General features: G+C 62.8%; 29 protein-coding genes and 1 tRNA gene. 14 read left to right on the forward strand and 16 right to left on the reverse strand.

Features of this window, described 5'->3' with window-relative positions; all coding sequences use genetic code 11:
• Positions 1 to 233: 233 nt before the first annotated feature.
• Positions 234 to 449: a hypothetical protein gene (locus tag ACFOJ9_RS29570; RefSeq protein ID WP_378984203.1), complete on the forward strand. Its 216-nt coding sequence runs from the start codon at positions 234 to 236 to the stop codon at positions 447 to 449.
• Between the two features lie 55 nt (positions 450 to 504).
• Here the strand turns inward: ACFOJ9_RS29570 and ACFOJ9_RS29575 are convergent, their stop codons facing one another.
• The 7 genes from ACFOJ9_RS29575 to ACFOJ9_RS29605 all read right to left on the reverse strand — a co-directional run bounded on the left by ACFOJ9_RS29575 (position 505) and on the right by ACFOJ9_RS29605 (position 4,814).
• Positions 505 to 873 carry a hypothetical protein gene (locus ACFOJ9_RS29575; RefSeq protein WP_378984206.1) on the reverse strand — a complete coding sequence of 123 codons (369 nt, stop codon included), beginning with the start codon at positions 871 to 873 and terminating at the stop codon, positions 505 to 507.
• Between the two features lie 392 nt (positions 874 to 1,265).
• A complete protein-coding gene (locus ACFOJ9_RS29580) occupies positions 1,266 to 2,123 on the reverse strand; it encodes a glutathione S-transferase family protein (RefSeq protein ID WP_378984209.1) in 858 nt (285 codons plus the stop codon).
• Positions 2,124 to 2,145: 22 nt separating this feature from the next.
• Positions 2,146 to 2,727: a VOC family protein gene (locus tag ACFOJ9_RS29585; RefSeq protein ID WP_378984211.1), complete on the reverse strand. Its 582-nt coding sequence runs from the start codon at positions 2,725 to 2,727 to the stop codon at positions 2,146 to 2,148.
• Between the two features lie 216 nt (positions 2,728 to 2,943).
• Positions 2,944 to 3,315: a hypothetical protein gene (locus tag ACFOJ9_RS29590; RefSeq protein ID WP_378984213.1), complete on the reverse strand. Its 372-nt coding sequence runs from the start codon at positions 3,313 to 3,315 to the stop codon at positions 2,944 to 2,946.
• A 511-nt stretch (positions 3,316 to 3,826) separates the two neighbouring features.
• Positions 3,827 to 3,901: transfer RNA gene (locus tag ACFOJ9_RS29595), tRNA-Glu, on the reverse strand.
• A gap of 90 nt (positions 3,902 to 3,991) precedes the next feature.
• On the reverse strand, positions 3,992 to 4,399 hold the full coding sequence (locus ACFOJ9_RS29600; protein WP_378984215.1) for a VOC family protein: 408 nt from the start codon (positions 4,397 to 4,399) through the stop codon (positions 3,992 to 3,994).
• Between the two features lie 31 nt (positions 4,400 to 4,430).
• Positions 4,431 to 4,814, reverse strand: a complete 384-nt coding sequence (locus ACFOJ9_RS29605) for a fimbrial protein (RefSeq protein ID WP_378984217.1) — start codon at positions 4,812 to 4,814, stop codon at positions 4,431 to 4,433.
• Positions 4,815 to 4,840: 26 nt separating this feature from the next.
• Here ACFOJ9_RS29605 and ACFOJ9_RS29610 point away from each other — a divergent pair, with 26 nt between their 5' ends.
• Together ACFOJ9_RS29610 and rpoH are read left to right on the forward strand one after the other, a co-directional pair.
• A complete protein-coding gene (locus ACFOJ9_RS29610) occupies positions 4,841 to 5,890 on the forward strand; it encodes an RluA family pseudouridine synthase (RefSeq protein ID WP_378984219.1) in 1,050 nt (349 codons plus the stop codon).
• Between the two features lie 189 nt (positions 5,891 to 6,079).
• Positions 6,080 to 6,991 (forward strand): RNA polymerase sigma factor RpoH, encoded by a 912-nt coding sequence (rpoH, locus tag ACFOJ9_RS29615; RefSeq protein ID WP_127268033.1) that lies wholly within the window; start codon positions 6,080 to 6,082, stop codon positions 6,989 to 6,991.
• A gap of 302 nt (positions 6,992 to 7,293) precedes the next feature.
• Here rpoH and ACFOJ9_RS29620 read toward each other — a convergent pair whose 3' ends face one another.
• The 4 genes from ACFOJ9_RS29620 to ACFOJ9_RS29635 all read right to left on the reverse strand — a co-directional run bounded on the left by ACFOJ9_RS29620 (position 7,294) and on the right by ACFOJ9_RS29635 (position 9,847).
• The gene (locus ACFOJ9_RS29620) at positions 7,294 to 8,166 is read right to left on the reverse strand and encodes an MBL fold metallo-hydrolase (RefSeq protein ID WP_378984222.1); all 873 of its coding nucleotides are present in this window, start codon (positions 8,164 to 8,166) and stop codon (positions 7,294 to 7,296) included.
• Between the two features lie 143 nt (positions 8,167 to 8,309).
• Positions 8,310 to 8,969: a peroxiredoxin gene (locus ACFOJ9_RS29625; RefSeq protein WP_127296837.1), complete on the reverse strand. Its 660-nt coding sequence runs from the start codon at positions 8,967 to 8,969 to the stop codon at positions 8,310 to 8,312.
• Between the two features lie 219 nt (positions 8,970 to 9,188).
• Positions 9,189 to 9,554, reverse strand: coding sequence for a cell division protein ZapA (locus ACFOJ9_RS29630; protein WP_109665049.1), 366 nt, complete (start codon positions 9,552 to 9,554; stop codon positions 9,189 to 9,191).
• A gap of 20 nt (positions 9,555 to 9,574) precedes the next feature.
• Positions 9,575 to 9,847 (reverse strand): DUF4164 domain-containing protein, encoded by a 273-nt coding sequence (locus ACFOJ9_RS29635; protein ID WP_013529251.1) that lies wholly within the window; start codon positions 9,845 to 9,847, stop codon positions 9,575 to 9,577.
• Between the two features lie 263 nt (positions 9,848 to 10,110).
• Here ACFOJ9_RS29635 and tkt point away from each other — a divergent pair, with 263 nt between their 5' ends.
• From tkt to ACFOJ9_RS29670, 7 genes are all read left to right on the forward strand, one after another.
• A complete protein-coding gene (gene tkt, locus ACFOJ9_RS29640) occupies positions 10,111 to 12,102 on the forward strand; it encodes a transketolase (protein ID WP_378984228.1) in 1,992 nt (663 codons plus the stop codon).
• Positions 12,103 to 12,256: 154 nt separating this feature from the next.
• Positions 12,257 to 13,267: a type I glyceraldehyde-3-phosphate dehydrogenase gene (gap, locus tag ACFOJ9_RS29645; RefSeq protein ID WP_378984232.1), complete on the forward strand. Its 1,011-nt coding sequence runs from the start codon at positions 12,257 to 12,259 to the stop codon at positions 13,265 to 13,267.
• Between the two features lie 218 nt (positions 13,268 to 13,485).
• The gene (locus ACFOJ9_RS29650) at positions 13,486 to 15,375 is read left to right on the forward strand and encodes a potassium/proton antiporter (protein WP_378984234.1); all 1,890 of its coding nucleotides are present in this window, start codon (positions 13,486 to 13,488) and stop codon (positions 15,373 to 15,375) included.
• A gap of 143 nt (positions 15,376 to 15,518) precedes the next feature.
• On the forward strand, positions 15,519 to 16,715 hold the full coding sequence (locus tag ACFOJ9_RS29655) for a phosphoglycerate kinase (RefSeq protein WP_378984237.1): 1,197 nt from the start codon (positions 15,519 to 15,521) through the stop codon (positions 16,713 to 16,715).
• Between the two features lie 211 nt (positions 16,716 to 16,926).
• Positions 16,927 to 17,952 carry a class I fructose-bisphosphate aldolase gene (locus ACFOJ9_RS29660; protein ID WP_378984240.1) on the forward strand — a complete coding sequence of 342 codons (1,026 nt, stop codon included), beginning with the start codon at positions 16,927 to 16,929 and terminating at the stop codon, positions 17,950 to 17,952.
• A 233-nt stretch (positions 17,953 to 18,185) separates the two neighbouring features.
• Positions 18,186 to 18,926 carry a DUF899 domain-containing protein gene (locus ACFOJ9_RS29665; protein ID WP_378984243.1) on the forward strand — a complete coding sequence of 247 codons (741 nt, stop codon included), beginning with the start codon at positions 18,186 to 18,188 and terminating at the stop codon, positions 18,924 to 18,926.
• A 62-nt stretch (positions 18,927 to 18,988) separates the two neighbouring features.
• A complete protein-coding gene (locus ACFOJ9_RS29670; protein ID WP_378984246.1) occupies positions 18,989 to 19,702 on the forward strand; it encodes an SGNH/GDSL hydrolase family protein in 714 nt (237 codons plus the stop codon).
• Between the two features lie 16 nt (positions 19,703 to 19,718).
• Here the strand turns inward: ACFOJ9_RS29670 and ACFOJ9_RS29675 are convergent, their stop codons facing one another.
• On the reverse strand, positions 19,719 to 19,880 hold the full coding sequence (locus tag ACFOJ9_RS29675) for a hypothetical protein (RefSeq protein ID WP_378984248.1): 162 nt from the start codon (positions 19,878 to 19,880) through the stop codon (positions 19,719 to 19,721).
• 116 nt (positions 19,881 to 19,996) lie between these two features.
• Entirely contained in the window at positions 19,997 to 20,944 is a 948-nt protein-coding gene (locus ACFOJ9_RS29680) for a ring-cleaving dioxygenase (RefSeq protein WP_378984251.1), read from the reverse strand.
• A 301-nt stretch (positions 20,945 to 21,245) separates the two neighbouring features.
• On the opposite strand from ACFOJ9_RS29680, the gene ACFOJ9_RS29685 reads away from it, so the two are divergent.
• The 4 genes from ACFOJ9_RS29685 (at position 21,246) to ACFOJ9_RS29700 (ending at position 23,430) form a co-directional block, all read left to right on the forward strand.
• Positions 21,246 to 21,413, forward strand: a complete 168-nt coding sequence (locus ACFOJ9_RS29685) for a hypothetical protein (RefSeq protein WP_378984254.1) — start codon at positions 21,246 to 21,248, stop codon at positions 21,411 to 21,413.
• Between the two features lie 96 nt (positions 21,414 to 21,509).
• The gene (locus ACFOJ9_RS29690; protein ID WP_378984257.1) at positions 21,510 to 22,100 is read left to right on the forward strand and encodes a DJ-1/PfpI family protein; all 591 of its coding nucleotides are present in this window, start codon (positions 21,510 to 21,512) and stop codon (positions 22,098 to 22,100) included.
• Between the two features lie 74 nt (positions 22,101 to 22,174).
• Positions 22,175 to 22,582: a hypothetical protein gene (locus tag ACFOJ9_RS29695; protein ID WP_378984260.1), complete on the forward strand. Its 408-nt coding sequence runs from the start codon at positions 22,175 to 22,177 to the stop codon at positions 22,580 to 22,582.
• A 128-nt stretch (positions 22,583 to 22,710) separates the two neighbouring features.
• Entirely contained in the window at positions 22,711 to 23,430 is a 720-nt protein-coding gene (locus tag ACFOJ9_RS29700) for a helix-turn-helix transcriptional regulator (RefSeq protein WP_091578656.1), read from the forward strand.
• A 65-nt stretch (positions 23,431 to 23,495) separates the two neighbouring features.
• On the opposite strand, the gene ACFOJ9_RS29705 is transcribed toward ACFOJ9_RS29700, so the two are convergent.
• From ACFOJ9_RS29705 to ACFOJ9_RS29715, 3 genes are all read right to left on the reverse strand, one after another.
• Positions 23,496 to 24,191 (reverse strand): DUF1013 domain-containing protein, encoded by a 696-nt coding sequence (locus ACFOJ9_RS29705; RefSeq protein ID WP_378984263.1) that lies wholly within the window; start codon positions 24,189 to 24,191, stop codon positions 23,496 to 23,498.
• 352 nt (positions 24,192 to 24,543) lie between these two features.
• Positions 24,544 to 24,684, reverse strand: a complete 141-nt coding sequence (locus ACFOJ9_RS29710) for a DUF1127 domain-containing protein (RefSeq protein WP_378984265.1) — start codon at positions 24,682 to 24,684, stop codon at positions 24,544 to 24,546.
• Positions 24,685 to 24,877: 193 nt separating this feature from the next.
• Positions 24,878 to 25,888, reverse strand: coding sequence for an NAD(P)H-quinone oxidoreductase (locus ACFOJ9_RS29715; protein WP_378984268.1), 1,011 nt, complete (start codon positions 25,886 to 25,888; stop codon positions 24,878 to 24,880).
• Positions 25,889 to 25,913 lie beyond the last annotated feature (25 nt).

Consider the following 25,913-nt stretch of genomic DNA (forward strand, 5'->3'; position numbering starts at 1 on the left):
TAATTATTGCAAGCTTTTCAACCTGGAGAGACTTTCACATAGTGTATTAGATCGCCCTCTGTAAATTCGATATTACATTTTTATTTCAAGATTGAGACGAACCAAAAAACAATGCGGCGACGATCGTCGAGTGTCCGCAGCGCGACGAACCCGGGATCAATCCGCCGTTACCGCCAGGTGCTTTTGAAACCTTTGCCCGGTCTTCGGCGTTGAATGGCCAAAGGAGAACCCAGATGTCGATCCACTTCACGGTCTCGGACCTGACACGAAACCTGTTTCACTCGCTGGGGCTGGATCACGAGCGCGCGCCAAGGCCTCTCAACCCCGAGCAAAGCCTGTTGCTGGAATGTTATCTGGCCGGCCAGGTTCCGGAATCGGCCTGGACCGATTACGTCTTTGAGACGCCCGACCTTGCCCGGCATGCCGAGGCGAGGCGCAGTCACCACTGAGCCGTGCGGCATGGGCCGAGCGCACCTTGGCAATGCGGCTTGCGCCGCTCGTGAGCTATTTGGGAGAGGCGAATTGCAACGTGAATACGTTGCCGGCGATCCCTTGCGCAAGCTTCGACGAGAAGGTCAGGGGCAGGCAATTCTGCAAAACCGTTGTCGCGGCGTCGACGAACGATTTTTTCGCCTTGGCATCGCCGTCCACCTTGATGGCCGTTGGCCTCGGTGGGCCGATCAGCGTGCCGTCCCGCTTGAAGCTGAAGCTCAGGGTGACGCTGGCGGTTCCGGCGTCCGCCGGCGGCGTCCAGCATGCCTGGATCGCGGCCCCGACATCGCTCATGGTGTTGAGTTCAGCCGCATTCGAAGGATGAACGGCGTTCACCAGAACCACGCCCGCAATCGCAATCCGCCTCGCAACGCTTTTCATCGCCAGCCCTCATCTCGCGCCTGACCGACAATCCATGCCGGACTGCCGAAATGGATGGTAGGGCCGACACCGGCAATGACAATATCTCTCGGCAAAAGTTGACGCCAAAAAAGCGACACCCGACGAGGCTTGCGTGGCCCGATCGCTGCTCGGTCACGCCCCGGCGATAGAGCAATTCCAGGAAAAGTGTGAAACGGTTTACCCGGGAAAAGCGCATAGCGCTTTCCCTTGGGAATTGCGTCAAACAAAGAAATAGGATGCGAAAAGCAAAAAGGCCGGCATTGCGCCGACCTTTCCTATCGCTACGACGTTCTGCGCCAGTACATCCGTGGTCGCGGGCCGAAAGCGAATTGCCTTCAGTAGACAGGGCTTTGGTTAACGAATCCTTAACCTCAGGCCTTGGCCTGCGACTTCACATAGGCGATGTAGCCGCGCACGTCGCCAGCCGGCTCGCTATAGGCCTTGCCGAGCTTCTTCTCGACCGCTGCCACATAGTCCTTCGCCCATTTGGGCAGAGGATAGTCGATGACGGCCAGGAACTCGAGCGTCGCCGCCAGGCGGATGTCGGCGATGGATGGGTTCTTGCCGCCGATGAACGGCTTGCCGTCCCTGAAGAAGCTGTGGAAGACCTCGAGCGGTTCGGCGATCGCGGCCATCGCCGCCTTCTGGGCTTCGGACTTCTTGTCGGGATGGGCGTCGCTGTGGCCGACCTCGCCGGCATATTGCGGGAAGCCGAGGAACGGATATGTGGCTCGCGCCACATAGGGGTAGAGCGTGCCGACCAGGTAGAACATGGCGCTGTCGATCATCGCCCGTTTGGCCGGCGCCTTGGGATAGAATTTCTCCAGCCCGTGCTTGTTGGAGAGGTATTGCATGATGGCGCAGCTCTCCCACAACACGCCTCTGGGAAGGCCCTTGTCCTCGATCATCGGCGTCAAATGGGCGGGGTTTCGCGCCATGAATTCCGGCGAGCGGGTGTGGCCCCAGGCATCGGTCTCGGCATGATCGAAGCCGGCCGCGCGCGCAAACACCCGCACGGTCATGTTGTTGACGCTCGGCTTCAGCATACTGAGCTTCAGCGCGGGCTTCTTAGCCGGCTTCGGCTTGGCCCTGGGCGCGGCTTTTGCCGTTGCCTTCACGGCGGGCTTGGCGGCTGCCTTGGCCACCGGCTTGGCGGCAGCTTTCGCCGCCGGCTTGGCGGCTGCCTTGGCCGTGGATTTCTTCGCACTCTTCGTCGCTGTCTTGGCCATCTTGTTCCTCCCTCTGGTCTGTTCAGTATGGGTTCTTCGGTGCCCGGTCGTCCGACAAGGTCGCGCGGGAACGCTCGACGAGCGCCTGGATCGCATCGGCGAGATGCACTTCCGCGATGTTGTAGTCGCCGCGCGCGACACGCAGCCTGTGCGCTTCCATCAGCACGTCGGCATGGGTGAAGCCCGCCGGCGGCTCGAAGCGATAGGACGCCAGCTCGATCAGCAGGCCGAGCGGATCCTCGAAATAGATCGAATCCATGAAGCCGCGATCCTTGACGCCGCTGTGCTTGATGCCGCGCTCGTCGAGCCGGGCAACCGCCTGCAGGAAGGTGACGCGCGACACCGAAAAGGCGATGTGGTGGACGCAACCCGGATCGGTCGGCGTGCGTCGTTTCTCCGGCGTGCGGCTCTCATCGGTGAAGATGGTGATCAGCCGGCCATCACCCGGATCGAAATAGAGGTGGCTTTCCCTGGGCTTGTCGAGGTTGGGCTGCTCGAAGATGAACGGCATGCCGAGCACGCCTTCCCAGAAATCGATCGAGGTCTGGCGTCCGGCGCCGACCAGCGTGACGTGATGAACACCCTGCGATTGCAGTTTCTGCATTGGTCTCCCTCCCGAGGCATCGACTGCCCGTCCGGATCCGCCCAACACCCGGCGTTCTGCGCGCCGCTGGAGCCGTGCCCGAGGACCCATGACGCGATGCTAATGCAATCGGCCCCGCTGCGCCAGAAGCCACGAACGCGGTCTGGATCGGGCGATTGAGGGAGAGATCTAGGAGATTCGTGGCCTAGGATCGAAAGCGAATTGCCTCAAATCACGCTAGTCGAGAAATCTGATCCTCGTGAAAGACATCATCTCTCCCATGACGTTGCCGCTATCATCGATCTGCTGCCCCTGCCCGACTGTAACCGTCACACGTTTTCCCTTGTAGCGCGAGGGCATCACGGTTTGCTCGTTCCAGCTTTCGCACTCGGGCGCGGAACACAGGCCGACTTGCTCGGCCTTCTTGCGGTCGACAATGGTCAGGTAACAATTGTCACCGCATTCGAAACCTCGAATGGTGCCCGTGATCTTCCTGTCCTTGGAGAAGGACGGGCCACACTGGGCAATCAGGGACACGGAGACGAGGAGGGCCAAGGCCAGTTGTTTCATGCAGCCAACTTGCTGCAACATGCCGTGCGGCGCAAGCATCACATCTGGCGGACAATCCTTGGGATGCCCAACGGCCGCACTGGCGTACGGCGCTCGCCACCAAGAACAAGGTAGAAGCAGAGGCGGTCCAGGACGAAGTTAAGGCGCACGCAGATCGAAGAGATCACACCGAAGGTGAACAAGGGGCGGCGCTGACGCCGTGCGCCGAAAACCTAGTCCCTGATCAATGAAAAGCCCGCCACAGGAGCGACCCGCGGCGGGCTTTTGGAGTGGCTACATCCCTGAAGGAATCGACCGCTTGTAGTTGTATTGTGAACTGTGTGATCGCGTTAGCCTATGGTGTGATCGCGGAAGCCTAGAGCAAGCGCCTTGCCGACCAATGTTGTTTGGAGAGCACCCGACGATGGCGCCGCCGGCTGGCTAGCCCCCAGCCGTCTCTGTGCCTGGCGTAGACACGCCGGCGCGAGCATCCGTCCGCCACCGTGCGCGGATGCTTATTTGACTGTTATTTGACGATTTCGGCCGGCTTCAAGCTAAGTACTTGAAAGCTTGGTACGCCCAAGGGGAATCGAACCCCTGTTCCCGCCGTGAGAGGGCGGTGTCCTGACCGCTAGACGATGGGCGCGTTCAAGAACCGGCGATATAGGCTGAGCGCTGGGAAAAAGCAACTGGGCTTCACCGGCTTTGTCGTATCGGGGAAAAGCCGGTCGCAGGCCTAGCGTTTCGGCTCGATCAGGTCCCAGAGATTGCCGTGCAGATCGGCGAAAACCGCCACCGTGCCGTAGGGTTCAAAGCGCGGTGCTTCGCGGAATTTGACGTCCTTTTCCAGCATCGCCGCGTGGTCGCGAGCGAAATCGTCGGTTTCGAGGAACAGGAAGACGCGGCCGCCGGTCTGGTTGCCGATGCTTTTGCTCTGTGCCTCGTCGGAAGCCTCGGCCAGCAGCAGCCTGGCGCCTTGGCCGCTGGCCGGCGCCACAGTGACCCAGCGCTTGCCACCGCCGAGATCGACATCATCGACGAGCAGGAGGCCCAGCCGCTCGACATACCAGGCAATCGCCTCGTCATAGCTGGCGACGACCAGGGCGACGGTCGCGACACGGCGGTGTTCGGCGAATTCGGTCATGCCTCAGGCTTGTTCATAGGTTGCCGACCGCTCATTTGTTGCGGATTGCAAAACGGCCGATCAGGCGGCGCTCGGCGATATCGTAGACGAAGATCGTGCGGCTGCCGTCGGCAAGCTCGGCGTCGATCGAAACGCGATTGCCGGACAGCGACTGGCTGACCACCTTGGCGCCGACCGGCAGCACGATATCGCCGCTGACCGGTTCGCCGGCCGGTGCCTGGATATCGCCGGCCAGCGGCGGGTTCTCGGGAGATGCCTTGCGGGATTTGTAGACAATCGCCGCGATCACCACCATAAGAGCCAGCAAAAGCAGGCCGAGATTGATGGCCATGAAGCGGATGAGCTTGCCGCGCACCTTGTCGATCTCAGGGTCGAGCGGCTTTTCCTGCTCTTCCTCGGCAATTGGGGTGGCCATGACAAATAATCCGGAACGGTTTTTCAATGAGCGCTCATAGCGAAGAGGCCCCTGAATTGATAGAGCACCAATTCATGCAGCCCGCCGTGCTGGTGGCGGGCGCAGATGCAACCGGTCAGCGCCTCGACCAGTGGCTGGCGGCGAGCCTCGGCCCGGACATGTCGCGTAGCCGCGTGCAGATGCTGATCAGGCAGGGCGCGGTCTCGGTCAACGGCAAGCCTGTTGACGAGACCAAGCGCAAGATGACGCCAGGCGAAAGCGTCTCGATTGTCATGCCGGAGCCGGAGCCGGCGGCGCCACAGGGCGAGAACATCGCGCTTGATGTGCTCTATGAGGACGATGAGCTGATCGTCATCAACAAGCCGGCGGGGCTTGTCGTTCATCCCGGGGCCGGCAACTGGACCGGCACGCTGGTCAACGCGCTGATCCATCACTGCGGCGACAGTCTTTCCGGCATCGGCGGCGTGCGCCGGCCGGGCATCGTCCACCGTCTCGACAAGGAGACCAGCGGCGTCATGGTGGTGGCCAAGACCGACCGCGCCCACAAGTCTCTGTCCGAAGCCTTCGCCGATCACGGCCTGACCCGCGACTTGGAGCGCGCCTATCTGGCGCTGGTCTGGGGCATACCGCAGAGGCCGACCGGAAGGGTCGACGCGCCGCTCGGCCGCGCCGCCGACCGTGTGCGCCGTGCCGTGGTGCCGGAAGGACGCGACGACGCCCGCCATGCGGTCACCCATTTCGCCGTGCAGGAGCGTTTCGGCGAGAAGCAGCAGGAATTCGCAACCGCCAGCCTAGTCGAGTGCCGGCTGGAGACCGGCCGCACCCACCAGATCCGCGTCCACATGGCGCATATCGGCCATCCCGTGGTCGGCGACCCGGACTATGGCCAGGCCTTCCGCACCAAGGCCAACCGGCTGCCGGAACCCTTGAAAAGTCAGGTCAAGGCATTCTCCCGGCAAGCTTTGCATGCCTGGCTCCTTGCATTTCGCCACCCGGTTACCCATCTAACGATGAGGTTCGAGGCGCCGTTACCGGGGGATATGGAGGAACTCGTCGGCGGCTTTCGTAGGCTCTGAACCGGTCACAGAAAACCTGAGCGGCATTGTTCACTTTAGCGTGACACACTGTTTCGTGTTGAACAAATGCCTGTCTTTTCTGGTTTTGTTCCTGTATAAGATTTGATGTCGCGGGCGAGCCTTTTGGTGCTCGCGTCACATGCCCGCCGCGTTTCGGGGGCATCACTCCAATAGAGAGGGGGCGCTATCATGGCCCAGTCATTACCCAGTATCGTTTCCGGCGAAGGCGGCCTCAGCCGCTACCTGGAAGAAATCCGTCGCTTTCCCATGCTGCAGCCGCAGGAAGAGTACATGCTCGCCAAGCGTTACGCCGAGCATGAAGACACCTCCGCTGCGCACAAGCTCGTCACCAGCCACCTCAGGCTCGTCGCCAAGATCGCCATGGGCTATCGCGGCTATGGCCTGCCGATCGGCGAAGTGATCTCGGAAGGCAATGTCGGCCTGATGCAGGCCGTCAAGAAATTCGAACCCGAGCGCGGCTTCCGCCTCGCGACTTACGCCATGTGGTGGATCAAGGCCTCGATCCAGGAGTACATCCTGCGCTCGTGGAGCCTGGTCAAGATGGGCACGACCGCCAACCAGAAGCGCCTGTTCTTCAACCTGCGCAAGGTGAAGGGCAAGATCCAGGCGCTCGACGATGGCGACTTGAAGCCCGACCAGATCACCGAGATCGCCACAAGGCTGAACGTTTCCGAAGCCGAAGTGGTGTCGATGAACCGCCGCCTGTCCGGCGACGCCTCGCTCAACGCCCCGATCCGGGCCAGCGAAGGCGAATCCGGCGAATGGCAGGACTGGCTGGTCGACGACCACGAAAGCCAGGAAGAGATGCTGATCGAGCAGGACGAGCTGGAAAACCGGCGCGGCATGCTGTCGGGCGCTCTTGCCGTGCTCAACGAGCGTGAGCGGCGCATCTTCGAGGCCCGTCGCCTCGCCGAGGAGCCGCTGACGCTGGAAGAGCTGTCGTCCGAGTTCGACATCAGCCGTGAGCGCGTGCGCCAGATCGAGGTGCGCGCCTTCGAGAAGGTGCAGGACGCGGTCAAGGCCGCCGCCAAGCGCCAGACCCAGGCGCTGCGCACCATCGAGGCCCAGCCGGCGGCTTAAGGTTAGCTTCGGTTACAAAAGGCGGCGTCAGGAAACTGGCGCCGCCTTTTTTGTAGCGGACTGCAATGGCGGTTGGCGAAAACGGGGTCGACAGCCAATCTCCCCCCTTGCGGGGGAGATGTCCGGCAGGACAGAGGGGGGTGTGAAGGATCGCTACTTTTCGGGTCAGTCACCCAACCGAAAGACTGAAGGCACAGCCTAGCTGACAGGTCAGCGGGACAGCACCCCCCTCTGCCCTGCCGGGCATCTCCCCCGCAGGTGGGGAGATCGGCAGTTTCACCGGCCGCCACAAAAAATACCCCTCAAAGCCCATCCAGCGGAAACTTCAGGTACCGCCGGCCATTGGCTTCCGGTTCCGGCAGCCTCCCGCCATTCATGTTGACCTGCAGCGCATGCAGGATCAGCCGCGGCATCGGCAGCGTCCTGTCGCGTGCCTCGCGCAAGGCGACAAACTCGGCCTCGCTGCGCGCGGCGACGAGATGGGTGTTGGTGGCCTTCTGCGCCGCGACCGTGCTTTCCCACAAGGGCTCGCGGCCGCCAGCCTGATAGTCATGGCCGACAAAGACGCGCGTCTCGTCCGGCAGCGCCAGAATGTCCCGGATCGAGCGCCAGAGCCGCGCGGCACTGCCGCCGGGAAAGTCCGTCCGCGCCGTGCCGCTGTCGGGCATGAACAGCGTGTCGTGGACGAAGGCGGCATCGCCGATCACATAAGTGATCGAGGCCAGCGTGTGGCCGGGCGAGAACAGCACCTTGACCGGAAGGGCGCCGACCCGGAAGGTTTCGCCTTCACCAAACAGCCTGTCCCACTGCGAACCGTCGGCGGGAAAATCTGGCCAGTTGTAGATTGCCTTCCACAGTTTCTGGACGTCGACGACCCTGTCGCCGATCGCTGTCGGCGCGCCGGTCTTCTCTCTCAGGTAATGCGCCGCCGAGAAATGGTCGGCATGCGGATGGGTATCGAGGATCCACTCCAGCTCCAGCCCGTTTTCCCGGATGAAATCGAGCAAGGCGTCGGCATTCGTCGTTGCCGTGGCGCCGGATTTCTCGTCGAAATCGAGGATCGGATCGATGATGGCGCAGCGTTTCGTCGCCCGGTCGGCGACGACATACTGGATGGCCCCTGTCGGCTTGTCATAGAAGCCGCTGACCTGCGGCCTGGCCAAAGCTACGTCCAATTCCGGCTTCCCCAACTCTCGGTCGTCAGGAATGATTTTCTCTGGCGACACCCGAGAGGAGCATGGTTGTCCGCTCGGGTGAGCCAGTCAAGTATCATTTCGCTCGCAGCAGCCAGAAAGCCAAAAACTGTTCCGAAGAGCGGTCAGGCAGATGGCTGCTTGGTCTTCCGCAGGTACGGCAGGATGGTCTCATAAGCGCCGAAGCGCTTGATCGCATCCTCGTTGGAAACGGCGGCGGTGATGATCACATCCTCGCCCTGCTTCCAGTTTGCCGGCGTCGCCACCTGATGCTTGGCGGTGAGCTGCATGGAATCGACCGCGCGCAGGATCTCGTCGAAGTTGCGGCCCGTGGTCATCGGGTAGGTCAGCACCAGCTTGATCTTCTTGTCCGGTCCGATGACGTAGACCGAGCGCACCGTGGCGTTGTCTGCGGGCGTGCGGCCCTCCGACGTCTCGCCGGCACCGCCTGGCAGCATGTCATAGAGCTTGGCGACCTTGAGGTCCTTGTCGCCGATCAGCGGATAGTTCACCGAATGGCCGGTCGCGGTCTTGATGTCGGCCTGCCACTTGTCATGGCTCGCGACCGGATCGACAGAAATACCGATGATCTTGACGTTGCGTTTCTTGAACTCGCCTTCCAGCCCGGCCATCGTGCCAAGCTCGGTCGTGCAGACCGGTGTGAAATTCTTCGGGTGGCTGAACAGGATCGCCCAGCCATCACCGATCCAGTCATGGAATTTGATCGTCCCTTGCGTGGTCTCGGCACTGAAGTCCGGCGCAATGTCGTTGATACGAAGGCTCATGGCACATCTCCCCTGTAAACAGATTCCGTCAGGAGCGAGGTACGGCAAACCATGCCGCCATCAAGGCATCCACGCTCCGGCGTCGCCGCATCTTAGCGCAAAAATCGTGACCGCGAGATAATATGAAACTCTTGTCGGCGGCGGAGCGAGCATTTTCATGCTGCCGGTCGAGCCAAAAGCGCAGGAAAGCCTTTTGGTTGAGCGAAGTGCCGCGCCGCTTCAGGTCTTGTTGACCGCGAGCGTCACCGTCAGATCTTCCATGCGCTGCGCCAGCGCGCCAAGCGCGTTGGTCAGCACGCTGTCGTTCTTGTCGGCCTTGGTCAGCGCATCGTCGCGCGTCTTGCGCAAGGTCAGCACTTCGCTTTCCATGCCCTTGACGCGTTTCTGCAGCTCCGAAAGCTCGTCCATCACCATGATGCCGGCCATCACCGTCAGCCGCTGGTCGCCGATCTCGCCAAAGGAGTCCTTCAGATGCGAGACATAGCGGTCGAAACGTTCGGCAAGGTCGATCAGATGATCTTCCTGACCTTCGTCGCAAGCCATCCGATACTGTTTGCCGTCGATGGAAACCGTGACTTGAGCCATGAGCCTACCTGTCCAGCCCCCTACCTGTCCAACACAGCGCGGATGGTTTCCATGGCGGTCACCAGCCGTCGCGACACTTCCTTGTTGGCGTCTTCCAGCCGCTCGGCGCGCGCTTCGGAATTGTCGAGTTCCTGCGCCAGCCGGGAGCGATCGGCATTCATCCGCTGCACTTCGGCCTCGGCTTCCGAGTAATCGCGTTCATGCTCGAGCTTGGCCGCGACGGCGTTTTCCAGCCCCTCGATGGCCTTGCCCAGCCTGGCGATAACTTCCTTGAGTGTGGCTTCCCCGGTCATGGCCTTCGTCCTGTGCCCTGCCCATCACCGAATCGTTCGCGTTCAGAACGCGTTATCCAGGAAACATTAGGCACCGGGTGAAGGCAACGTCAACAAAGCTCTCGCGACTGTCCCCTGCTAACGCTAATGTAGACCCGCCGCCGGCAGCACAAGGCCGGCAAATGTGCACCCGATTTGTTGACTAAAAGCGCGCGCCTGCTATGTGTCGCGCACCCTTTTCAAGGGCTCTCCCAAGCTCCCAAACCCCCACTTCTGGAGGAACCATGACGTCGCGTGAACAACATGACCGGATGGCCAATGCGATCCGCTTTCTCTCCATGGACGCTGTCGAGAAGGCAAATTCCGGCCATCCAGGCCTGCCCATGGGCTGCGCCGACATCGCCACGGTGTTGTTCACGCGCTTTCTGAAATATGATCCCAAGGCCCCGCACTGGGCCGACCGCGACCGTTTCATCCTGTCGGCCGGCCACGGCTCGATGCTGCTCTATTCGCTGCTGCATCTGACAGGCTACGAAGACATGACCATCGACCAGATCAAGCACTTCCGCCAGTTGGGCTCGAAGACCGCCGGGCACCCGGAATATGGTCACGCCACCGGCATCGAGACGACGACCGGCCCGCTCGGCCAGGGGCTCGCCAATTCGGTCGGCTTCGCGCTCGGCGAGCGCATCATGAACGCCGCCTTCGGCAATGATCTCGTCGACCACTACACCTATGTGCTGGCCGGCGACGGCTGCCTGATGGAAGGTGTGTCCCAGGAAGCCATCGCGCTTGCCGGGCATCTCAAGCTCAACAAGCTGATCGTCTTCTGGGACAACAACGACATTTCGATCGACGGTCCGGTCTCGCTGTCCGACAACACCGATCAGGTCGCCCGCTTCCAGGCCTCCGGCTGGAACGCAAGCCACATCGACGGCACCGATCCGGAAGCCATCGCCTATGCCATCGAAGCCGCCCGCCATTCCGACAAGCCGACGATGATCGCCTGCAAGACGACCATCGGCTTCGGCGCACCGACCAAGGCCGGCACCAACAAGGCGCACGGTTCGCCGCTCGGCGCCGACGAGATCGCCGGCGCCCGGAAGTTCTTCAACTGGGATTCGCCGCCCTTCGAAATTCCGGCCGACATCCTCGACGCCTGGCGCACCGCCGGCAAGGCCGGCGTCAAGGCACGCACCGACTGGGAAGGCCACCTGGCCAAGGCCGACGCAAAGCTGAAGGCTGAGTTCGAGCGCCGCCTCAGCGGCAAGCTGCCGTCCAATTTCGACGCCGTCATCGCCGATTACAAGAAGAAGCTGTCGGCTGACAAGCCGAAGGTCGCCACCCGCAAATCGTCCGAGATGGCGTTGGAAGTCATCAACGGCGCCGTGCCCGAGACCATCGGCGGCTCCGCCGACCTGACCGGCTCCAACAACACCAAGACCAGCCAGACCAAGAACATCACATCAGACGATTACGGTCAGCGCTATGTCCACTACGGCATCCGCGAGCACGGCATGGCGGCTGCGATCAACGGCCTGACGCTGCATGGCGGCCTCATCGCCTATGGCGGCACCTTCATGTGCTTCTCCGACTATGCCCGTCCGTCGATGCGGCTGGCCTCGCTGATGGGCATCCGCTCGATCTTCGTGATGACCCATGATTCCATCGGTCTGGGCGAAGATGGCCCGACCCACCAGCCGGTCGAGCATCTGGCCGCATTGCGCGCCATTCCCAACCACAATGTCTTCCGCCCGGCCGACGCCGTGGAAACCGCCGAATGCTGGCAGATCGCCCTCGAGTCGGAAAAGACGCCGTCGACGCTGGCGCTGACACGCCAGAACCTGCCGACGGTACGCAACGAATTCGTTGCCAAGAACCTGAGCAGCCAGGGTGCCTATGAGCTGGCCGCCGCCAGCGGTGAGGCAGCGGTGACGATCTTCGCCACCGGCTCCGAGGTCGAGATCGCGCTCGGCGCCCGCGACCTGCTGGAAAAGCACGGCCATCCCACCCGCGTCGTCTCGGTGCCCTGCTTCGAACTGTTCGACCAGCAGAGCGACGACTACCGCAAGAAAACGATCGGCAACGCGCCAATCAAGATGGCGATCGAAGCCGGCATCCGCCAGGGCTGGGATCATCTGATCGGCTCCGACGGCATCTTCGTCGGCATGACCGGCTTTGGCGCCTCAGGCACCATTGAGCAGCTCTATCCGCATTTCGGCATCACCGCCGAAGCCGCTGCCAAGGCGGCGGAAACCCGCCTGCATGCCAAGTAGGTTCAAGGTTCGGCGAAATCGCGTAAGGCGGTTTCGCCGGGCTGGCCCAACTTAATCGATTTAAATCCACGTCGCTGCGGCTGGATTCTTTCCGCTTCCGCCGCTATGAAACTGCGGACCCATCGTCTGCCCCCCAGCTCCCAGGGAGAGAATAATGACCGTCAGAGTTGCCATCAACGGATTCGGCCGCATCGGCCGCAACATCCTGCGCGCCATCCATGAATCCGGCCGCAGGGACATCGACGTCGTCGCCGTCAACGACCTCGGCCCGGTCGAAACCAACGCGCACCTCTTGCGCTATGACAGCGTGCATGGCCGCTTCCCGCACGAAGTTTCGGTTTCCGGCGACCAGATCACCGTTGGCAAGGAAACGTTCAAGGTCACCGCGATCAAGGATCCGACGCAGCTGCCGTGGAAGGAACTCGGCATCGACATCGCGCTCGAATGCACCGGCATCTTCACCGCCCGTGACAAGGCAGCCTCCCACCTGACCGCCGGCGCCAAGCGTGTCATCGTTTCGGCGCCGGCCGAAGGCGCCGACCTTACCGTCGTCTACGGCATCAACCACGACCAGTTGACCAAGGACCACATCGTCATCTCGAACGCCTCCTGCACCACCAATTGCCTGGCGCCGCTGGCCGCCGTGCTGCACGAGACGGTCGGCATCGAAAAGGGCATGATGACGACCATCCATTCCTACACCGGCGACCAGCCGACGCTGGACACCATGCACAAGGATCTCTACCGCGCCCGCGCTGCGGCCCTGTCGCAGATCCCGACCTCGACCGGTGCCGCCAAGGCGATCGGCCTGGTGCTGCCCGACCTCAAGGGCAAGCTCGACGGCATCTCGATCCGCGTGCCGACCCCGAACGTCTCTGTCGTCGACTTCAAGTTCATCGCCAAGCGTTCGACCACAGTGCAGGAAATCAACGACGCGGTCATCGCCGCTTCCAACGGCAAGCTCAAGGGCATCCTCGGCGTCACCCACCACCCGAACGTCTCGATCGATTTCAACCATGATCCGCGCTCCTCGATAATGGCGCTCGACCAGACCAAGGTGATGGACGGCAACTTCGTTTCGGTGCTGTCCTGGTACGACAATGAGTGGGGTTTTTCCAACCGCATGGGCGACACTGCGGTCGCCTTCGGCAAGACCATCGCCTGATCGAAAAGCTCTCTTTTCGAGACCTGGAACGCCCGGCTTTGTCCGGGCGTTTTTCATGCGGCCGGCTTGCGCCTTCCCAATTTGTGCTCTGAGCGCCAAAACATCCGAAAATCAGCGGCATAGGTCAAAAAGCCACCCTGCCGCCTTGCACTAGTCACGTCTTCGCCCCACTCTCTCGTAAAGCAGGAGACAGACGAATTTGAGGGGCTGATTTCAGGATGGAGCATGCGATCTATCTCGTCACGCTGGTCGGCACAGCGCTTGTTGTCGCCGCCGCGTTTTCGAGCCTGATCGCCTTCCGCTTCGGCGCCCCTCTTCTGCTCCTGTTTCTCTGCATTGGCCTGGCCACCGGCACCGACGGTCTCGGCATCCAGTTCGACAACGCCCGCATCGCCTATTTTGCCGGCTCACTGGCGCTGGCGGTCATCCTGTTCGATTCCGGTTTCGGCACGCCGCTCAACGCCTTGCGGCAGGCGGCGGGCCCGGCTCTGTCGCTGGCGACCTTCGGCGTGCTTGTGACCACCGGCCTGTTCGGCGCCGCCGCCCACTATCTGCTCGACCTCACCTGGCTGGAATCCTTCCTGCTCGGCGCTGCCGTGGCCTCCACCGATGCCGCAGCCGTGTTCTTCCTGCTGCGCGCCGGCGAGATCAATCTGCGCGAACGCGTGCGCTCGACGCTTGAGGTGGAATCCGGCACCAACGACCCGATCGCCATCTTCCTGACCATCACGCTGGTCGAGATCATCGCCGCCCACGCCAACCCCGAGACCAATGTCCTGGTCACCAGCCTGTTCCTCGGCTTCCTCCTCAACATGGGCCTCGGCGCCATCGTCGGCGTGCTCGGCGGCCTCGCCATCGTGCGCCTTGTCGACCGGCTCAATCTCGACCACGGCCTGCTGCCGATCTTCGTGCTGACCTTGTCGCTGATGGTGTTTGCAGCCGCCGGCGCCATTGGCGGCTCAGGCTTCCTGGCGGTCTATATCGCCGGCCTCATCGCCGGCAATTCCGACATCCGCGCCGTCACCATCCTCAAGCGCTTCCAGGACGGCATGTCGTGGCTGGCGCAGATCATCATGTTCCTCATCCTCGGCCTGTTCGCGACGCCGTCGCAGTTTCCGGCGATCATGGTGCCGGCGGTAGCGCTCGGCCTGTTCCTGATGTTCGTGGCGCGGCCGGTCGCCGTCTGGCTCTGCCTGATCCCGTTCCGCCTGCCACGCCCCGAAGTCGCTTTCGTCTCCTGGGTCGGCCTGCGCGGCGCGGTGTCGATCCTGCTCGCCATCACCCCGCTGCTCGGTGGGCTGGAAAACGGCCGTGTCATCTTCAACACCGCCTTCATCATCGTGCTGGTGTCGCTGGTCATCCAGGGCTGGACGGTCGGGCCGCTGGCGCGCCGCCTCGGCCTGATCGTGCCGGCGCGGCTCGGACCGCTGGACAAGGTCGAGCTGGAACTGCCGGGCTCGGCCCATCACGAGCTTCTCGCCTATCGCGTCGCACACGGCAGCCCGGTGGCGCGCGGCGAGCGCATCCCGCGCTGGGCACGGCCCTCGCTGGTGCTGCGCGACGGCCGCTCGATGCGCTTTCAGGACATGGGTCGGCTCGCCGCCGGCGATCAGGTCTACATCTTCGTGCCGGATCGCTATCCGCGCCTGCTGGACAAGCTGTTCGCCAGCCGCGCCGTGGTCGATCCCGAAGATGCCGATTTCTTCGGCGCCTTCGCTGTCGACCCGGCACGCTCCGCCGCCGAACTGGAAGCGGCCTATACGCCCGGCCTGACCGAAGCGGAGCAAAAGCTCACCGTCGGCGCACTGGTCACGGCTCGGCTCGGCGGCCATGCCGAATATGCCGACCGCGTGCTGCTCGGTCCGATCGAGCTGATCGTTCGCGACGTCGATGAGAAGGGCAAGATCACAGGCCTCGGCCTTTCCTTCGAGCCGACCGCGCCGGTGGCGCGGGTGCCGGTTTTCCTGAGCGCCGGAGAAATCGGCGACCGCGTCTCCGCCTTCATCCGCAACTGGCGCAAGCCGACCGAGACGCAGATGGCCGAGGCGCGAGCAGACGAGAAACCCGCCTCCGAGCCGACAGAAGAGAAGGCAACGACCGAGATCTGACACTTCGATTGTGAGTGCTGCCTTCACCCGCCCGCCGGCATAAAATCGTACCGACTTCAAAATTTCGTTTCGAACCCGGCCTAAGCCTTGCATGATCGTTGGCGCGGGGTATGTTCCCCCGATTTTTCGCGAAAGGAACCCGCATGGCCGCCTTCAAGACCCTCGACGATATCGGCAACATCAGCGGCAAGCGCGTGCTGGTGCGCGTCGACCTCAACGTTCCCGTCGCAGACGGCAAGGTCACCGACGCCACCCGCATCGAACGCATCGCGCCGACCATCGCCGAACTGTCCGGCAAGGGCGCCAAGGTCATCCTGCTCGCCCATTTCGGCCGGCCCAAGGATGGTCCCTCGGCCGAATTCTCGCTGGAGCCGATCGCAAAAGCGACAGCCGAGGTGCTCGGCCGCCCCGTTGGTTTCGCCAGCGACTGCGTCGGCGACATAGCGGGAAGCGCCATCGCCGCCATGAACAAGGGCGACGTGCTGCTGCTCGAAAACACCCGCTTCTACAAGGCCGAGGAGAAGAACGATCCGGCCTTCACCGAAAAGCTCGCCGCCAATGGCGATATCTTTGTCAACGACGCCTTTTCCGCCGCGCACCGCGCCCATTCCTCGACCGAGGGGCTGGCGCATCTGTTGCCGGCCTTTGCCGGCCGCACCATGCAGGCCGAACTCGAAGCGCTGGAGAAAGGTCTGGGAAAACCGGTCCGTCCGGTCGTCGCTATAGTCGGCGGCGCCAAGGTCTCGACCAAGATCGACCTGCTGATGAACCTGGTGAAGAAGGTCGACGCACTCGTCATCGGTGGCGGCATGGCCAACACCTTCCTTGCCGCGCGCGGCACCGATGTCGGCAAGTCGCTGTGCGAGCATGATTTGGCCTCGACCGCCAAGCAGATCATGATCGAGGCGGCCGAGGCCGGCTGCGCCATCATCCTGCCGGTCGACGGCGTCGTCGCCAAGGAATTCAAGGCGGGTGCGGCCTGCGAGACCGTCGCCATCTCGGACGTGCCGGCCGACGGCATGATCCTCGATGTCGGCGCCAAAACCGTGACGACCATCGGCGAATGGATCGACCGCGCCGCGACACTGGTCTGGAACGGCCCGCTCGGCGCCTTCGAGATCGCGCCTTTCGACCATGCGACGGTGGCGGCGGCCAAGCACGCGGCGGCGCGCACCAAGGCCGGCAAGCTGGTCTCGGTCGCCGGCGGCGGCGACACGGTGGCGGCGCTCAACCATGCCGGCGTCGCCGACGACTTCACCTATGTCTCGACTGCCGGCGGCGCTTTCCTGGAATGGATGGAAGGCAAGCCGCTGCCCGGCGTCGATGTGCTGAAGCGCTAAAGCAGTTCCAGGAAAAGTGTGAAACGGTTTCCCCGTGAAAAGCGCATAGCGCTTTCCCTTGGGAATTGCGGCTAAACCAAACAACCCGATCAACACTCGGAGAGCGAACAAGGGCGCCCCGAGGCTTTCAATCGATTCGAGCTTTCCGATGCCATTCCTTTGGCGGTAGACTTCCGTTAAGCGCGGAACAACCGTTTCAGGAGAAGCAACAATGAGCGAACGTCTCGAAGACATTGCCGCCGCGATCGTCGCCGATGGCAAGGGCCTGCTGGCCGCCGACGAAAGTTCCGGCACCATCAAGAAGCGCTTCGATGTCATCGGCGTTGAATCGACCGCCGACAGCCGCCGCGACTACCGCGAGATGATGTTCCGCACCAGGGAAGCGATGACCCGCTACATTTCCGGCGTCATCCTCTACGACGAGACGATCCGCCAGAAGGCCGCCGACGGCACGCCGCTGGTCGACATCATCAAGGCGGCCGGCGCCATCCCCGGCATCAAGGTCGATGCCGGCGCCAAGCCTCTGGCCGGTTTTCCCGGCGACACCATCACCGAGGGCCTCGACGGTCTGCGTGAGCGCCTTGCCGACTATTACAAGCTCGGCGCCCGCTTCGCCAAATGGCGCGCGGTGATCGACATCGACACCGGCAAGGGCGTGCCCTCAGTCAATTCGATCGGCTCGAACGCCCACGCACTTGCCCGCTATGCCGCCCTTTGCCAGGAGGCCGGCATCGTGCCGATCGTCGAGCCGGAAGTGCTGATGGACGGCGCCCACGACATCGACACCTGCTACGACATTTCGAAGGCAACGCTGATCAAGCTCTATGACGAGCTTCACGCGGCGCGCGTCGTGCTCGAGGGCACCATCCTGAAGCCCAACATGGTGCTGGCCGGCAAGAAATCGGGCAAGGTGAGCAGCCCGGAGGAAGTCGCGGAAAAGACCATAAAACTGTTCCGCGAAACCGTGCCGGCGGCGGTGCCGGGCATCGCCTTCCTCTCCGGCGGCCAGGAGGATGAGGAGGCGACCGCCAACCTCAACGCCATCAACGCCATCGGGCCGCACCCGTGGAAGCTGACCTTCTCCTATGGCCGCGCGCTGCAGGCCGCGCCGCAGAAGGCCTGGAGCGGCAAGGCCTCGAACGTTGCAGCCGGCCAGGCCGCCTTCACCCACCGCGCCCATATGAACCATCTGGCGGCGCTTGGAAAATGGAAGGCGAGCCTGGAACACGCCGCCTGAACACAGTTCTTTCTTCCCCCTTCGAACCCGGGCCGATGCGCCCGGGTTTTTCGTTTGCGGCTTTGCCGGGCTTGGGACGGAGCCTCCCCGTCCTTATCTCCTTTGCGGCGCTGGAGCATGATCCCGAAAAGTGGAATCCGGTTTTCGGAGAAGATCATGCTCAAACAAACGGCCGGCAATGTCGGTTTGCGCCCATCCCGAACGTCCTTGGGGTGACAGACAGGGAGAGGTTGATGCATCGCAACAAGATCGTTTCGCGCGAAGACTGGTTCCAGGCGCACAAGGCGCATCTGGCGCGCGAGAAGGAACTGACGCGGCTTTGCGAGCGGATCGCGACCGAGCGGCGTGAACTGCCCTGGCTGAAAATCAGGAAGGACTATGTCTTCGAGACCGAGCAAGGGCCGCAGAAACTGACCGACCTGTTTGGCTCCAACAGCCAGCTGATCGTCTATCACTTCATGTTCGGGCCGGGCTGCGTCAATCATTGCGAGGGCTGCTCATTCCTTGCCGACCATATCGACGGCGCCAATCAGCATCTCAGGCATCACGACGTGTCGCTGGTCGTGGTTTCGCGCGCGCCGCTGGCCGAGCTGCTGCCCTACAAGCAGCGCATGGGCTGGAAGTTCGACTGGGTGTCGTCCTATGCCTCGGATTTCAACTTCGACATGCAGGTCTCCTTCACCGACAGGCAGATCGCCGCCGGCGACACCACTTATAATTTCGAGACCCGTCCCCGGACATCGAAGGAACTTCCCGGCACCAGTGTTTTCTACAGGGACGAGACCGGCGACCTCTTCCTCACCTTCATGTCTCGCGCCCGCGGCGGCGAGGCGCTGATCGGCACGTATGACTATCTCGACATGACGCCGAAAGGACGCAATGAAACCGGCCCCTATCACGGCCTGATGGACTGGGTGCGCCTGCACGATGAATATCAGGACAGACAGGCAGCGCAGGCGAGTTGCTGCGATTGAAGATCGTTCACGTCAGCCCAAACATACGCTAAGGCTGCCGCTGATCATTTAACGGTATTGTCATGCGCTTCCCGGCCCTGCTCACCTGGCTCGCTTTCCCTGTCTATATCTGGCAGGGCCTCGGCGTGCGACGCCGCACCACGCGCATGCTGCCGGCGCAGGGGCCGGTCATGCACGAAATATCAGGCAAGGCGCCGGCGATCTCGCTTCTGGTGCTGGGCGATTCCTCCGCCGCTTCGGTCGGCATCGGCAATTCGGAAGATGGGCTTGCCGCGCAACTCGCCGTGCTGATTTCACAAAGTACGGGCCGCGCCGTGCGCTGGCGTGCCGCCGGCTTCAATTCAGCAACGTCGGGCCAGATTCGCGACCATGTCCTGCCCAATCTGTCGGCCGATCCATGGACGCATATCGTGCTGGCCATCGGCACCAACGACACCAAGAATTTTCACTCCGTGCCGCGCTTCAAGAAGGAGTTCGGCGGCCTGCTCTACGCGCTGCGCGCCAAATGGCCGGAAGCGCGCGTGGTGTGGTCGCCGGTGTTGGAATTCACGCGGGCGCCGGCGATGCCGCCGCTGCTCGGCAAAATCCTTGAGATCCGCGCCACCGAAATGAACCGGATGGGCGAACGCCTTTGCCTGGAGCGCGGCGCGGTGCCGGCGCCGCGCCTGCCGATCACCAATCCCGAGGCCGGCTTTGCCTCCGACGGATTTCATGCCTCGGAAGCCGGCTACCGGGCCTGGGCCGAGCATCTCGTCAGCCCAGTGCTGGCCAGTTGAAGGCCGCCAGCCTTGCCTATGTCCAATGCCCAAGCACGGCTGTTATGGAAATCGCCGCCATCGCCAGCAACGCCAGCTTCCAGAAGTCGCTCCGTCGTTTCAGCCCCGGCCAGCCGAGCGGCTTGATCAGCTGGATGATCATGATGCCAACAATGACGAGCGCAAGGAGTTTCGACATGCCGCCTTTGACCAGCAACGCGGCCGGCTGTCAAAGCACCTCGTTCGTTACCTGGGAAGAATAGGCGCCGCGATCCCGAACCGGCACGCGGCGCCCGCCTTTGACTGGGGAGCGATCTACTTCAGCGGCTTGAGGCCAGCCTCGATCGAAGCGCGCTTCGGTTCGAGGAATGGCGGCAAGGCCAGGCTTTCACCCAGCGTTTCCAGAGGCTCGTCGGCGGTGAACCCCGGCCCGTCGGTGGCGATCTCGAACAGGATGCCGTTCGGCTCGCGGAAATAGAGCGAGCGGAAGTAATAGCGCTCGACCTCGCCGCTCGACGGCAGCCGGAACTCGGCCAGCCGCGCCGTCCATTGATGCAGCGTCTCCTGGTCCGGCGCCCTGAAGGCGACATGGTGAACCGCACCCGCACCCTGCCGTGCCGGCGCCAGTCCCGGCTGCACCAGGACATGTAACTCCGCCGCCGGCCCGCCCTCTCCCATTTCGAACACATGAACCTGGCCCTCCGGCGAGGTATAGTCGCGCGCCTTGCGCATGTTCATCACCTTGGTCACCACCGCCTCGGTGTTGGTGATGTCGGGGACGCTGATGACGATCGGCCCGAGCCCGCGAATCTGGTGCTCGGCCGGTACCGGACTTTGCGCCCAGGGATGGCTGTCGCCCTTGCCGCCATCGCTGACGAGGCGCAGACGCTGGCCCTCGGGATCTTCGAAATCCAGACAGGGGTAGCCGCCGATCTCGGCGATCTCTCCCGTCGCTATGTTTTCGTCGGTCAGGTGCTGTTTCCACCAGGCAAGGCTTTCCCGGCTGCCGACCCTGAGGCTGGTCCGCACGATGCTGTGCGTGCCGCGCCGCTCGCGGCCAACCGGCCAGTCGAAGAAGGTAAGGTCGGTGCCCGGTGTTGCTTCGCCGTCGGCATAGAAGAGGTGGTAGGCCGAGGTATCGTCCTGGTTCACCGTCTTCTTGACCAGCCGCAGGCCCAGCACCTTCGTAAAGAAATGAAGATTGCCCGGCGCATTGGCGGTGATGGCGGTCAGATGGTGGATTCCTGTCAGTTGCAGGCTCATGGTCGTCTCCCTGTTTTTTGGGAAAGAATTTTCTCCTTCCATATCAGAACTGCGGCCACCTTGCTGAAGGCCGCGTATTCCGACAGTCCGTCGCCGGAGGATGAACAACGGAGTCTTGACCAGGGTCGTTGCAGTGAACAATCGGCAGTCGTTCAGGCACGGTCTGATGCAGCGAGGACGATGCTTTTCCCTCCGGAGCGCATCGGCCGGAACCATTGTCGCGCGCCCTGCCATCCTCCTGACAGACTGCTGTCAGGAGGGGTGTGCGATAGTGTCTCCATACACAGAGAGGAGACTAGCCATGAACGGTTACACCATTCTGCGCGGCATGCAGCACTATGTCGGCAAGATCCGGACGATGCGCAACGAGATCCGCACACAGCGGTTCATGAACTCGCTGCCAGCGGACATTCGCAAGGATATCGGCTGGCCGGATATGTATGCGGAACGTCGCCTTCGCGGCAATTGAGACGAATTTTTCGACACGGCGGTTGGATGTGGGCGCCGCAACGCCCAGATAAGATGCCGAGTAGCAGGTTTGGCGCGCGAGGGATGGAGCGAGCTTATGCCCGAACAGAAGACAATCGGCTTTCTTTTCATCGAAGGCTTTGCCGACTGGGAATATGGGCTGCTGGCGGCCTCGGCGGTCGAATGGTTCGGCGCGCGTGCCGTGTCGCTGACGCCTGATGGCAAGCCGGTGACCGGGATCAGCGGCTTTCGGCTGACGCCCGATCGCTCGGCAAAGGCAAATGAGAACACCGATCTCGACGCCATCGCCGTCATCGGCTCCGACCTGTGGTTTGGCAAGGCTCCGCCGGACGCGGCGGAACTGCTTACCGCCATTGCATCGCGCGGCGGCGTGGTCGGCGGTATTTGCGCCGGAACGCTGGCGCTGGCCCGTGCCGGCCTGTTCGAGACCGCCAGACACACCAGCAATGGCCGCGACTGGATCAATGGTCATGAAGCCGGCTATGCCGGCGACAGCAACTATCAGGATGTGCCGCATGCCGTGGCCGACGGCAAAATTGTTTCCGCGCCAGGCTCGGCGCCGGGCACCTTCGCGCTCGCCTTTCTGAAGACGCTCTACCCCGAAAGAGGCAGCGATCTCGCCCAGATGCGGACGCTGTTCGCCAAGGAGTATGCTGAAGCCTCCTGACAGTATGCTGTCAGGAGGGACGTGCAATGGTGCGAGCCTCAAACACTGCGCATCGGCGGTCGAAAGGACGATCGATGAAGAGTTGGAATGACAGACTGAACACACCAGGTATCAACGGCGTGAAGCCAACGCCGCGCACGATGGCCGATGTCATCGAGGGTCAGCCGATGCTGGTGCCGACAGCGCGCCAGGTCGATGATTTCATCCGCTCGATTCCCGAAGGCGTCGAGATGGATGTGCGCGCGCTGCGCACCGCGCTTGCCATCGAGCACGGCGCCGAAGTGACATGCCCGGTCACAACAGGCTACCATCTGCGCACCGTTGCCGAAGCCGCCAAAGAGGATTTGGAGCACGGCATGACGTTGAGCGACGTGGCACCTTTCTGGCGCGTGCTCGATGCGAAGACGCCGACGACGAGAAAACTGTCCTTCGGCGCGGCATTCGTTGCCGCGCAGCGCAAGCGCGAAGGGCTGAAACCATGATGCATGCCGCCCAAAAGTGTTCTGCGGTTTTGGGATAGCGGCATGCGCAGAAAACACGATGCGCATCGCCCAACAGTGGACACTGGTTTTGGGCGACATGCATAGAGACAACGCCGAGGGACCATACGATGCGCCGCGCCGACAGGCTCTTCCAGATCGTGCAGCATCTGCGCGGTGGCCGACTGGTCACCGCTCAGAAGCTTGGCACGTGGCTCGAGGTTTCCGAGCGAACCATCTATCGCGACATAGCCGACCTGCAGTCGACCGGGGTGCCGATCGACGGCGAGGCCGGCGTTGGCTACATGATGAGGGAGGGATTCGACCTTCCGCCGCTGATGTTCACACGTGACGAGATCGTCGCGCTGGTTGCCGGCGCCCGCATGGTGCGCGCCTTCGGCGGCGCCGCCATGGCACGCGCCGCCGATGAGGCGCTGGTCAAGATCGGCGCCGTCCTGCCCGATGCCGAGAAGGACCGCATCGCCCGTACCGAGATCCACACGCCGATGTGGGTGGTCAGCGACGCCGCGCGCGAGGCGATCGACCTGATCGAGCGCGCTGTCGAAAAGCGTCAGGTGCTGACCATCGACTACTCCGACGAGGCCGGCCGCGGCACCGCCCGCGATATCCGTCCGCTTGGCCTGTGGTTCTGGGGCAAGGTGTGGACGCTGGTCGCCTGGTGCGAGATGCGCGATGATTTTCGCGCCTTCCGCATCGATCGCATCGCCTCCGTGGTCATCGCCGGCCGCATCTTCAAACCGGAGCGCGGCAAGCAGCTTGCCGACTTCTACCGGGCGGTGGAGCGCAGCGAGGACTATGGCATGGCGCCGGATCGCGCCGCGCGGACCTGAGACCTGACGCACCCCACAAAAAAGCCCGCTCGAAGCGGGCTTTTTTGTTGGAATGCCGGACAACCTTACTCGTCGTCGTCATTGCCTGTGTTCTTCGACTTCAAGGCCGAGAGCTTGGCGAACACGGCGTTGGCATCGAGTTCGGCATCCTCGTCCTTCGGCTTCTCGGGAGCCGGCACCAGCCGCTCGGTCAGGGCCGCCGGCAGCAGCGTGTCACCGACCGGCTGCGCCTGTTCGCGACCGCGCGAGGCGCGGTTGACTTCCATGTCGAGGTCGATCTGCGAGGAAAGGCCCAGCGTCACCGGGTCCATCGGCTGCAGATTGGCCGAGTTCCAGTGCTTGCGTTCGCGGATCTGCTCGATCGTCGACTTGGTGGTGCCGACGAGGCGCGAGATCTGCGCGTCCTTGAGTTCGGGATGGTTGCGTACCAGCCAGAGAATGGCATTCGGCCGGTCCTGACGCTTCGACAGCGGCGTGTAACGCGGGCCCTTGCGCTTGGATTCGGGCACCCGCACCTTAGGGTCGGACAGCTTCAGGCGCTGGTTCGAATCCTTCTCGGCACGCGCGATCTCGTCGCGGGTCAGCTGGCCGGTCATGATCGGGTCCATGCCCTTGATGCCTTGCGCCGATTCGCCGTCGGCGATCGCCTTGACCTCGAGCGGATGCAGCCCGCAGAACTGCGCGATCTGCTCGAAAGAAAGCGCGGTGTTGTCGACCAGCCAGACGGCAGTCGCTTTGGGCATCAGCAGCGTATTGGCCATGTAAAAATCCTTCTCGTTCGCCCGCGTTCCCGCGCGGGCGGTGGTTTAGAGCCACCAAAATGGGAAATTCGCGGTCTGTATAACCGCTCTCTGGTCGTTTCGCAACGTTTTTGGAAGCGAAGACCGGACAGCGCTCGCGCCATTGCCACAAGCCAAACTGAGTGAACGCATAATCCAAGTGCCATGCGGAAGGCTGAAGTCAACCGCGGATTGCTGTCGAGCCGCATTCGTCGCTGCCGGCCCAAAACGACAAAACCCGCCGGACTGGGTCCAGCGGGCTCGGAACCGCGACGGAAATCCGTCGATGCGGCTCTGGCTTGCAAGGCGTGACCTCAGCAGGTCACGCTCGACGTCAGATGGGCCTGCGGGCGATCTTTTCGATGTCAGCGCGGTTGATGCCGAGATCGCTGAGCTGACGCGCGTTGAGGCGGTTCAATTCACGGACGGTCTCGTTGTACATACGCCAGTTACGGTAAGCGCGGATCGGGTTCATGGTAGTCCTCCAAAATGATGTTCGTTTCGATGGTGCTCAAATAGGCGTCATCGATGAGGACTTGAATGGCTGATTTTGCATAGCAATGATGCAAATGCTGCATTGCAGCATTAAGCTTCTGTTCATCTTGTAGGCAGCCACGGGCGCGGACCTCGCTCGGCCGGCCTGCAGGCCGGCCGAGTATCGATACGGCCTAACCGACGTCGAGCACGATCTTGCCGATATGCTCGCCGTCTTCCATCCGCTCATGCGCCCGCCAGGCTTCACTGAGCGGGAAGATCATGTCCATCACCGGCGCCACTTTGCGCGTGCCAAGCAACGGCCACACCTGCGCTTCCAGCGCCGCCGCGATTGCCGCCTTGAACTCCACGGTTCGCGGCCTCAGCGTCGAACCGGTGTGGACGAGCCGCTTGACCATGATCTTCGAAAAGTCCGCGCTTGCGACAGCACCAGCCTGCACGGCGATCTGGACGATACGCCCCTCGACCGCCGCGGCCTCGTAGTTGCGCGCCACATAGTCGCCACCGACCATGTCGAGGATGACATTGGCGCCCTTGCCCCCGGTCGCTTCCTTGACCGCGGCGACGAAATCCGCCTCGCGATAATTGATCGCGCGATCGGCGCCGAGCTTCAGGCAGGCATCGCATTTCTCCTTGCTGCCGGCGGTGGTGATGACATAGGCGCCGAAAGCCGAGGCAAGCTGGATCGCCGTGGTGCCGATTCCGGACGAGCCGCCATGGACGAGCAGCGTTTCGCCGCGCTTCAGGCCGCCGCGCTCGAACACATTGTGCCAGACGGTAAAGTAGTTCTCCGGTACGGCCGCGGCTTCGGTGTGGGTGAAGCCGGCAGGCAGCGGCAGCACGCTGCCGGCATGAACCTTGACATATTCAGCATAGCCGCCGCCGGGCGTCAGGGCGCAGACGCGGTCGCCGATGCGCCAGCGCGATATATCGTCGCCAAGGGCTGCCACTTCACCCGACGCCTCGAGGCCCGGCAGGTCCGACGCGCCGGGCGGCGGCGGATAGGCGCCCTTGCGCTGCTGGATATCGGGCCGGTTGACGCCGGCGGCATGCACCTTGATCAGGATCTCGCCGGGACCGGGCTGCGGCACGTCGCGCATTTCCGGCTTCAGCACCCGTGGACCACCAGGCTCCGAGATCGCGATGGCCGTCATTCTTGTCGGAATTTTCTGTCCGCTCGCCATGAGATTTCCCGTCTTTTCTCGCCAT

This window comes from Mesorhizobium cantuariense, from assembly GCF_042647205.1.
Lineage (GTDB): Bacteria > Pseudomonadota > Alphaproteobacteria > Rhizobiales > Rhizobiaceae > Mesorhizobium > Mesorhizobium cantuariense.

Bases quoted from the DNA above. Each gene is read 5' to 3' on its own strand.
- ACFOJ9_RS29570 (WP_378984203.1), top strand. From the start codon at position 234: ATGTCGATCCACTTCACGGTCTCGGACCTGACACGAAACCTGTTTCAC.
- ACFOJ9_RS29575 (WP_378984206.1), bottom strand. From the start codon at position 873: ATGAAAAGCGTTGCGAGGCGGATTGCGATTGCGGGCGTGGTTCTGGTG.
- ACFOJ9_RS29580 (WP_378984209.1), bottom strand. From the start codon at position 2,123: ATGGCCAAGACAGCGACGAAGAGTGCGAAGAAATCCACGGCCAAGGCA.
- ACFOJ9_RS29585 (WP_378984211.1), bottom strand. From the start codon at position 2,727: ATGCAGAAACTGCAATCGCAGGGTGTTCATCACGTCACGCTGGTCGGC.
- ACFOJ9_RS29590 (WP_378984213.1), bottom strand. From the start codon at position 3,315: ATGCTTGCGCCGCACGGCATGTTGCAGCAAGTTGGCTGCATGAAACAA.
- ACFOJ9_RS29600 (WP_378984215.1), bottom strand. From the start codon at position 4,399: ATGACCGAATTCGCCGAACACCGCCGTGTCGCGACCGTCGCCCTGGTC.
- ACFOJ9_RS29605 (WP_378984217.1), bottom strand. From the start codon at position 4,814: ATGGCCACCCCAATTGCCGAGGAAGAGCAGGAAAAGCCGCTCGACCCT.
- ACFOJ9_RS29610 (WP_378984219.1), top strand. From the start codon at position 4,841: ATGAGCGCTCATAGCGAAGAGGCCCCTGAATTGATAGAGCACCAATTC.
- rpoH (WP_127268033.1), top strand. From the start codon at position 6,080: ATGGCCCAGTCATTACCCAGTATCGTTTCCGGCGAAGGCGGCCTCAGC.
- ACFOJ9_RS29625 (WP_127296837.1), bottom strand. From the start codon at position 8,969: ATGAGCCTTCGTATCAACGACATTGCGCCGGACTTCAGTGCCGAGACC.
- ACFOJ9_RS29630 (WP_109665049.1), bottom strand. From the start codon at position 9,554: ATGGCTCAAGTCACGGTTTCCATCGACGGCAAACAGTATCGGATGGCT.
- ACFOJ9_RS29635 (WP_013529251.1), bottom strand. From the start codon at position 9,847: ATGACCGGGGAAGCCACACTCAAGGAAGTTATCGCCAGGCTGGGCAAG.
- tkt (WP_378984228.1), top strand. From the start codon at position 10,111: ATGACGTCGCGTGAACAACATGACCGGATGGCCAATGCGATCCGCTTT.
- gap (WP_378984232.1), top strand. From the start codon at position 12,257: ATGACCGTCAGAGTTGCCATCAACGGATTCGGCCGCATCGGCCGCAAC.
- ACFOJ9_RS29650 (WP_378984234.1), top strand. From the start codon at position 13,486: ATGGAGCATGCGATCTATCTCGTCACGCTGGTCGGCACAGCGCTTGTT.
- ACFOJ9_RS29655 (WP_378984237.1), top strand. From the start codon at position 15,519: ATGGCCGCCTTCAAGACCCTCGACGATATCGGCAACATCAGCGGCAAG.
- ACFOJ9_RS29660 (WP_378984240.1), top strand. From the start codon at position 16,927: ATGAGCGAACGTCTCGAAGACATTGCCGCCGCGATCGTCGCCGATGGC.
- ACFOJ9_RS29665 (WP_378984243.1), top strand. From the start codon at position 18,186: ATGCATCGCAACAAGATCGTTTCGCGCGAAGACTGGTTCCAGGCGCAC.
- ACFOJ9_RS29670 (WP_378984246.1), top strand. From the start codon at position 18,989: ATGCGCTTCCCGGCCCTGCTCACCTGGCTCGCTTTCCCTGTCTATATC.
- ACFOJ9_RS29675 (WP_378984248.1), bottom strand. From the start codon at position 19,880: ATGTCGAAACTCCTTGCGCTCGTCATTGTTGGCATCATGATCATCCAG.
- ACFOJ9_RS29680 (WP_378984251.1), bottom strand. From the start codon at position 20,944: ATGAGCCTGCAACTGACAGGAATCCACCATCTGACCGCCATCACCGCC.
- ACFOJ9_RS29685 (WP_378984254.1), top strand. From the start codon at position 21,246: ATGAACGGTTACACCATTCTGCGCGGCATGCAGCACTATGTCGGCAAG.
- ACFOJ9_RS29690 (WP_378984257.1), top strand. From the start codon at position 21,510: ATGCCCGAACAGAAGACAATCGGCTTTCTTTTCATCGAAGGCTTTGCC.
- ACFOJ9_RS29695 (WP_378984260.1), top strand. From the start codon at position 22,175: ATGAAGAGTTGGAATGACAGACTGAACACACCAGGTATCAACGGCGTG.
- ACFOJ9_RS29700 (WP_091578656.1), top strand. From the start codon at position 22,711: ATGCGCCGCGCCGACAGGCTCTTCCAGATCGTGCAGCATCTGCGCGGT.
- ACFOJ9_RS29705 (WP_378984263.1), bottom strand. From the start codon at position 24,191: ATGGCCAATACGCTGCTGATGCCCAAAGCGACTGCCGTCTGGCTGGTC.
- ACFOJ9_RS29710 (WP_378984265.1), bottom strand. From the start codon at position 24,684: ATGAACCCGATCCGCGCTTACCGTAACTGGCGTATGTACAACGAGACC.
- ACFOJ9_RS29715 (WP_378984268.1), bottom strand. From the start codon at position 25,888: ATGGCGAGCGGACAGAAAATTCCGACAAGAATGACGGCCATCGCGATC.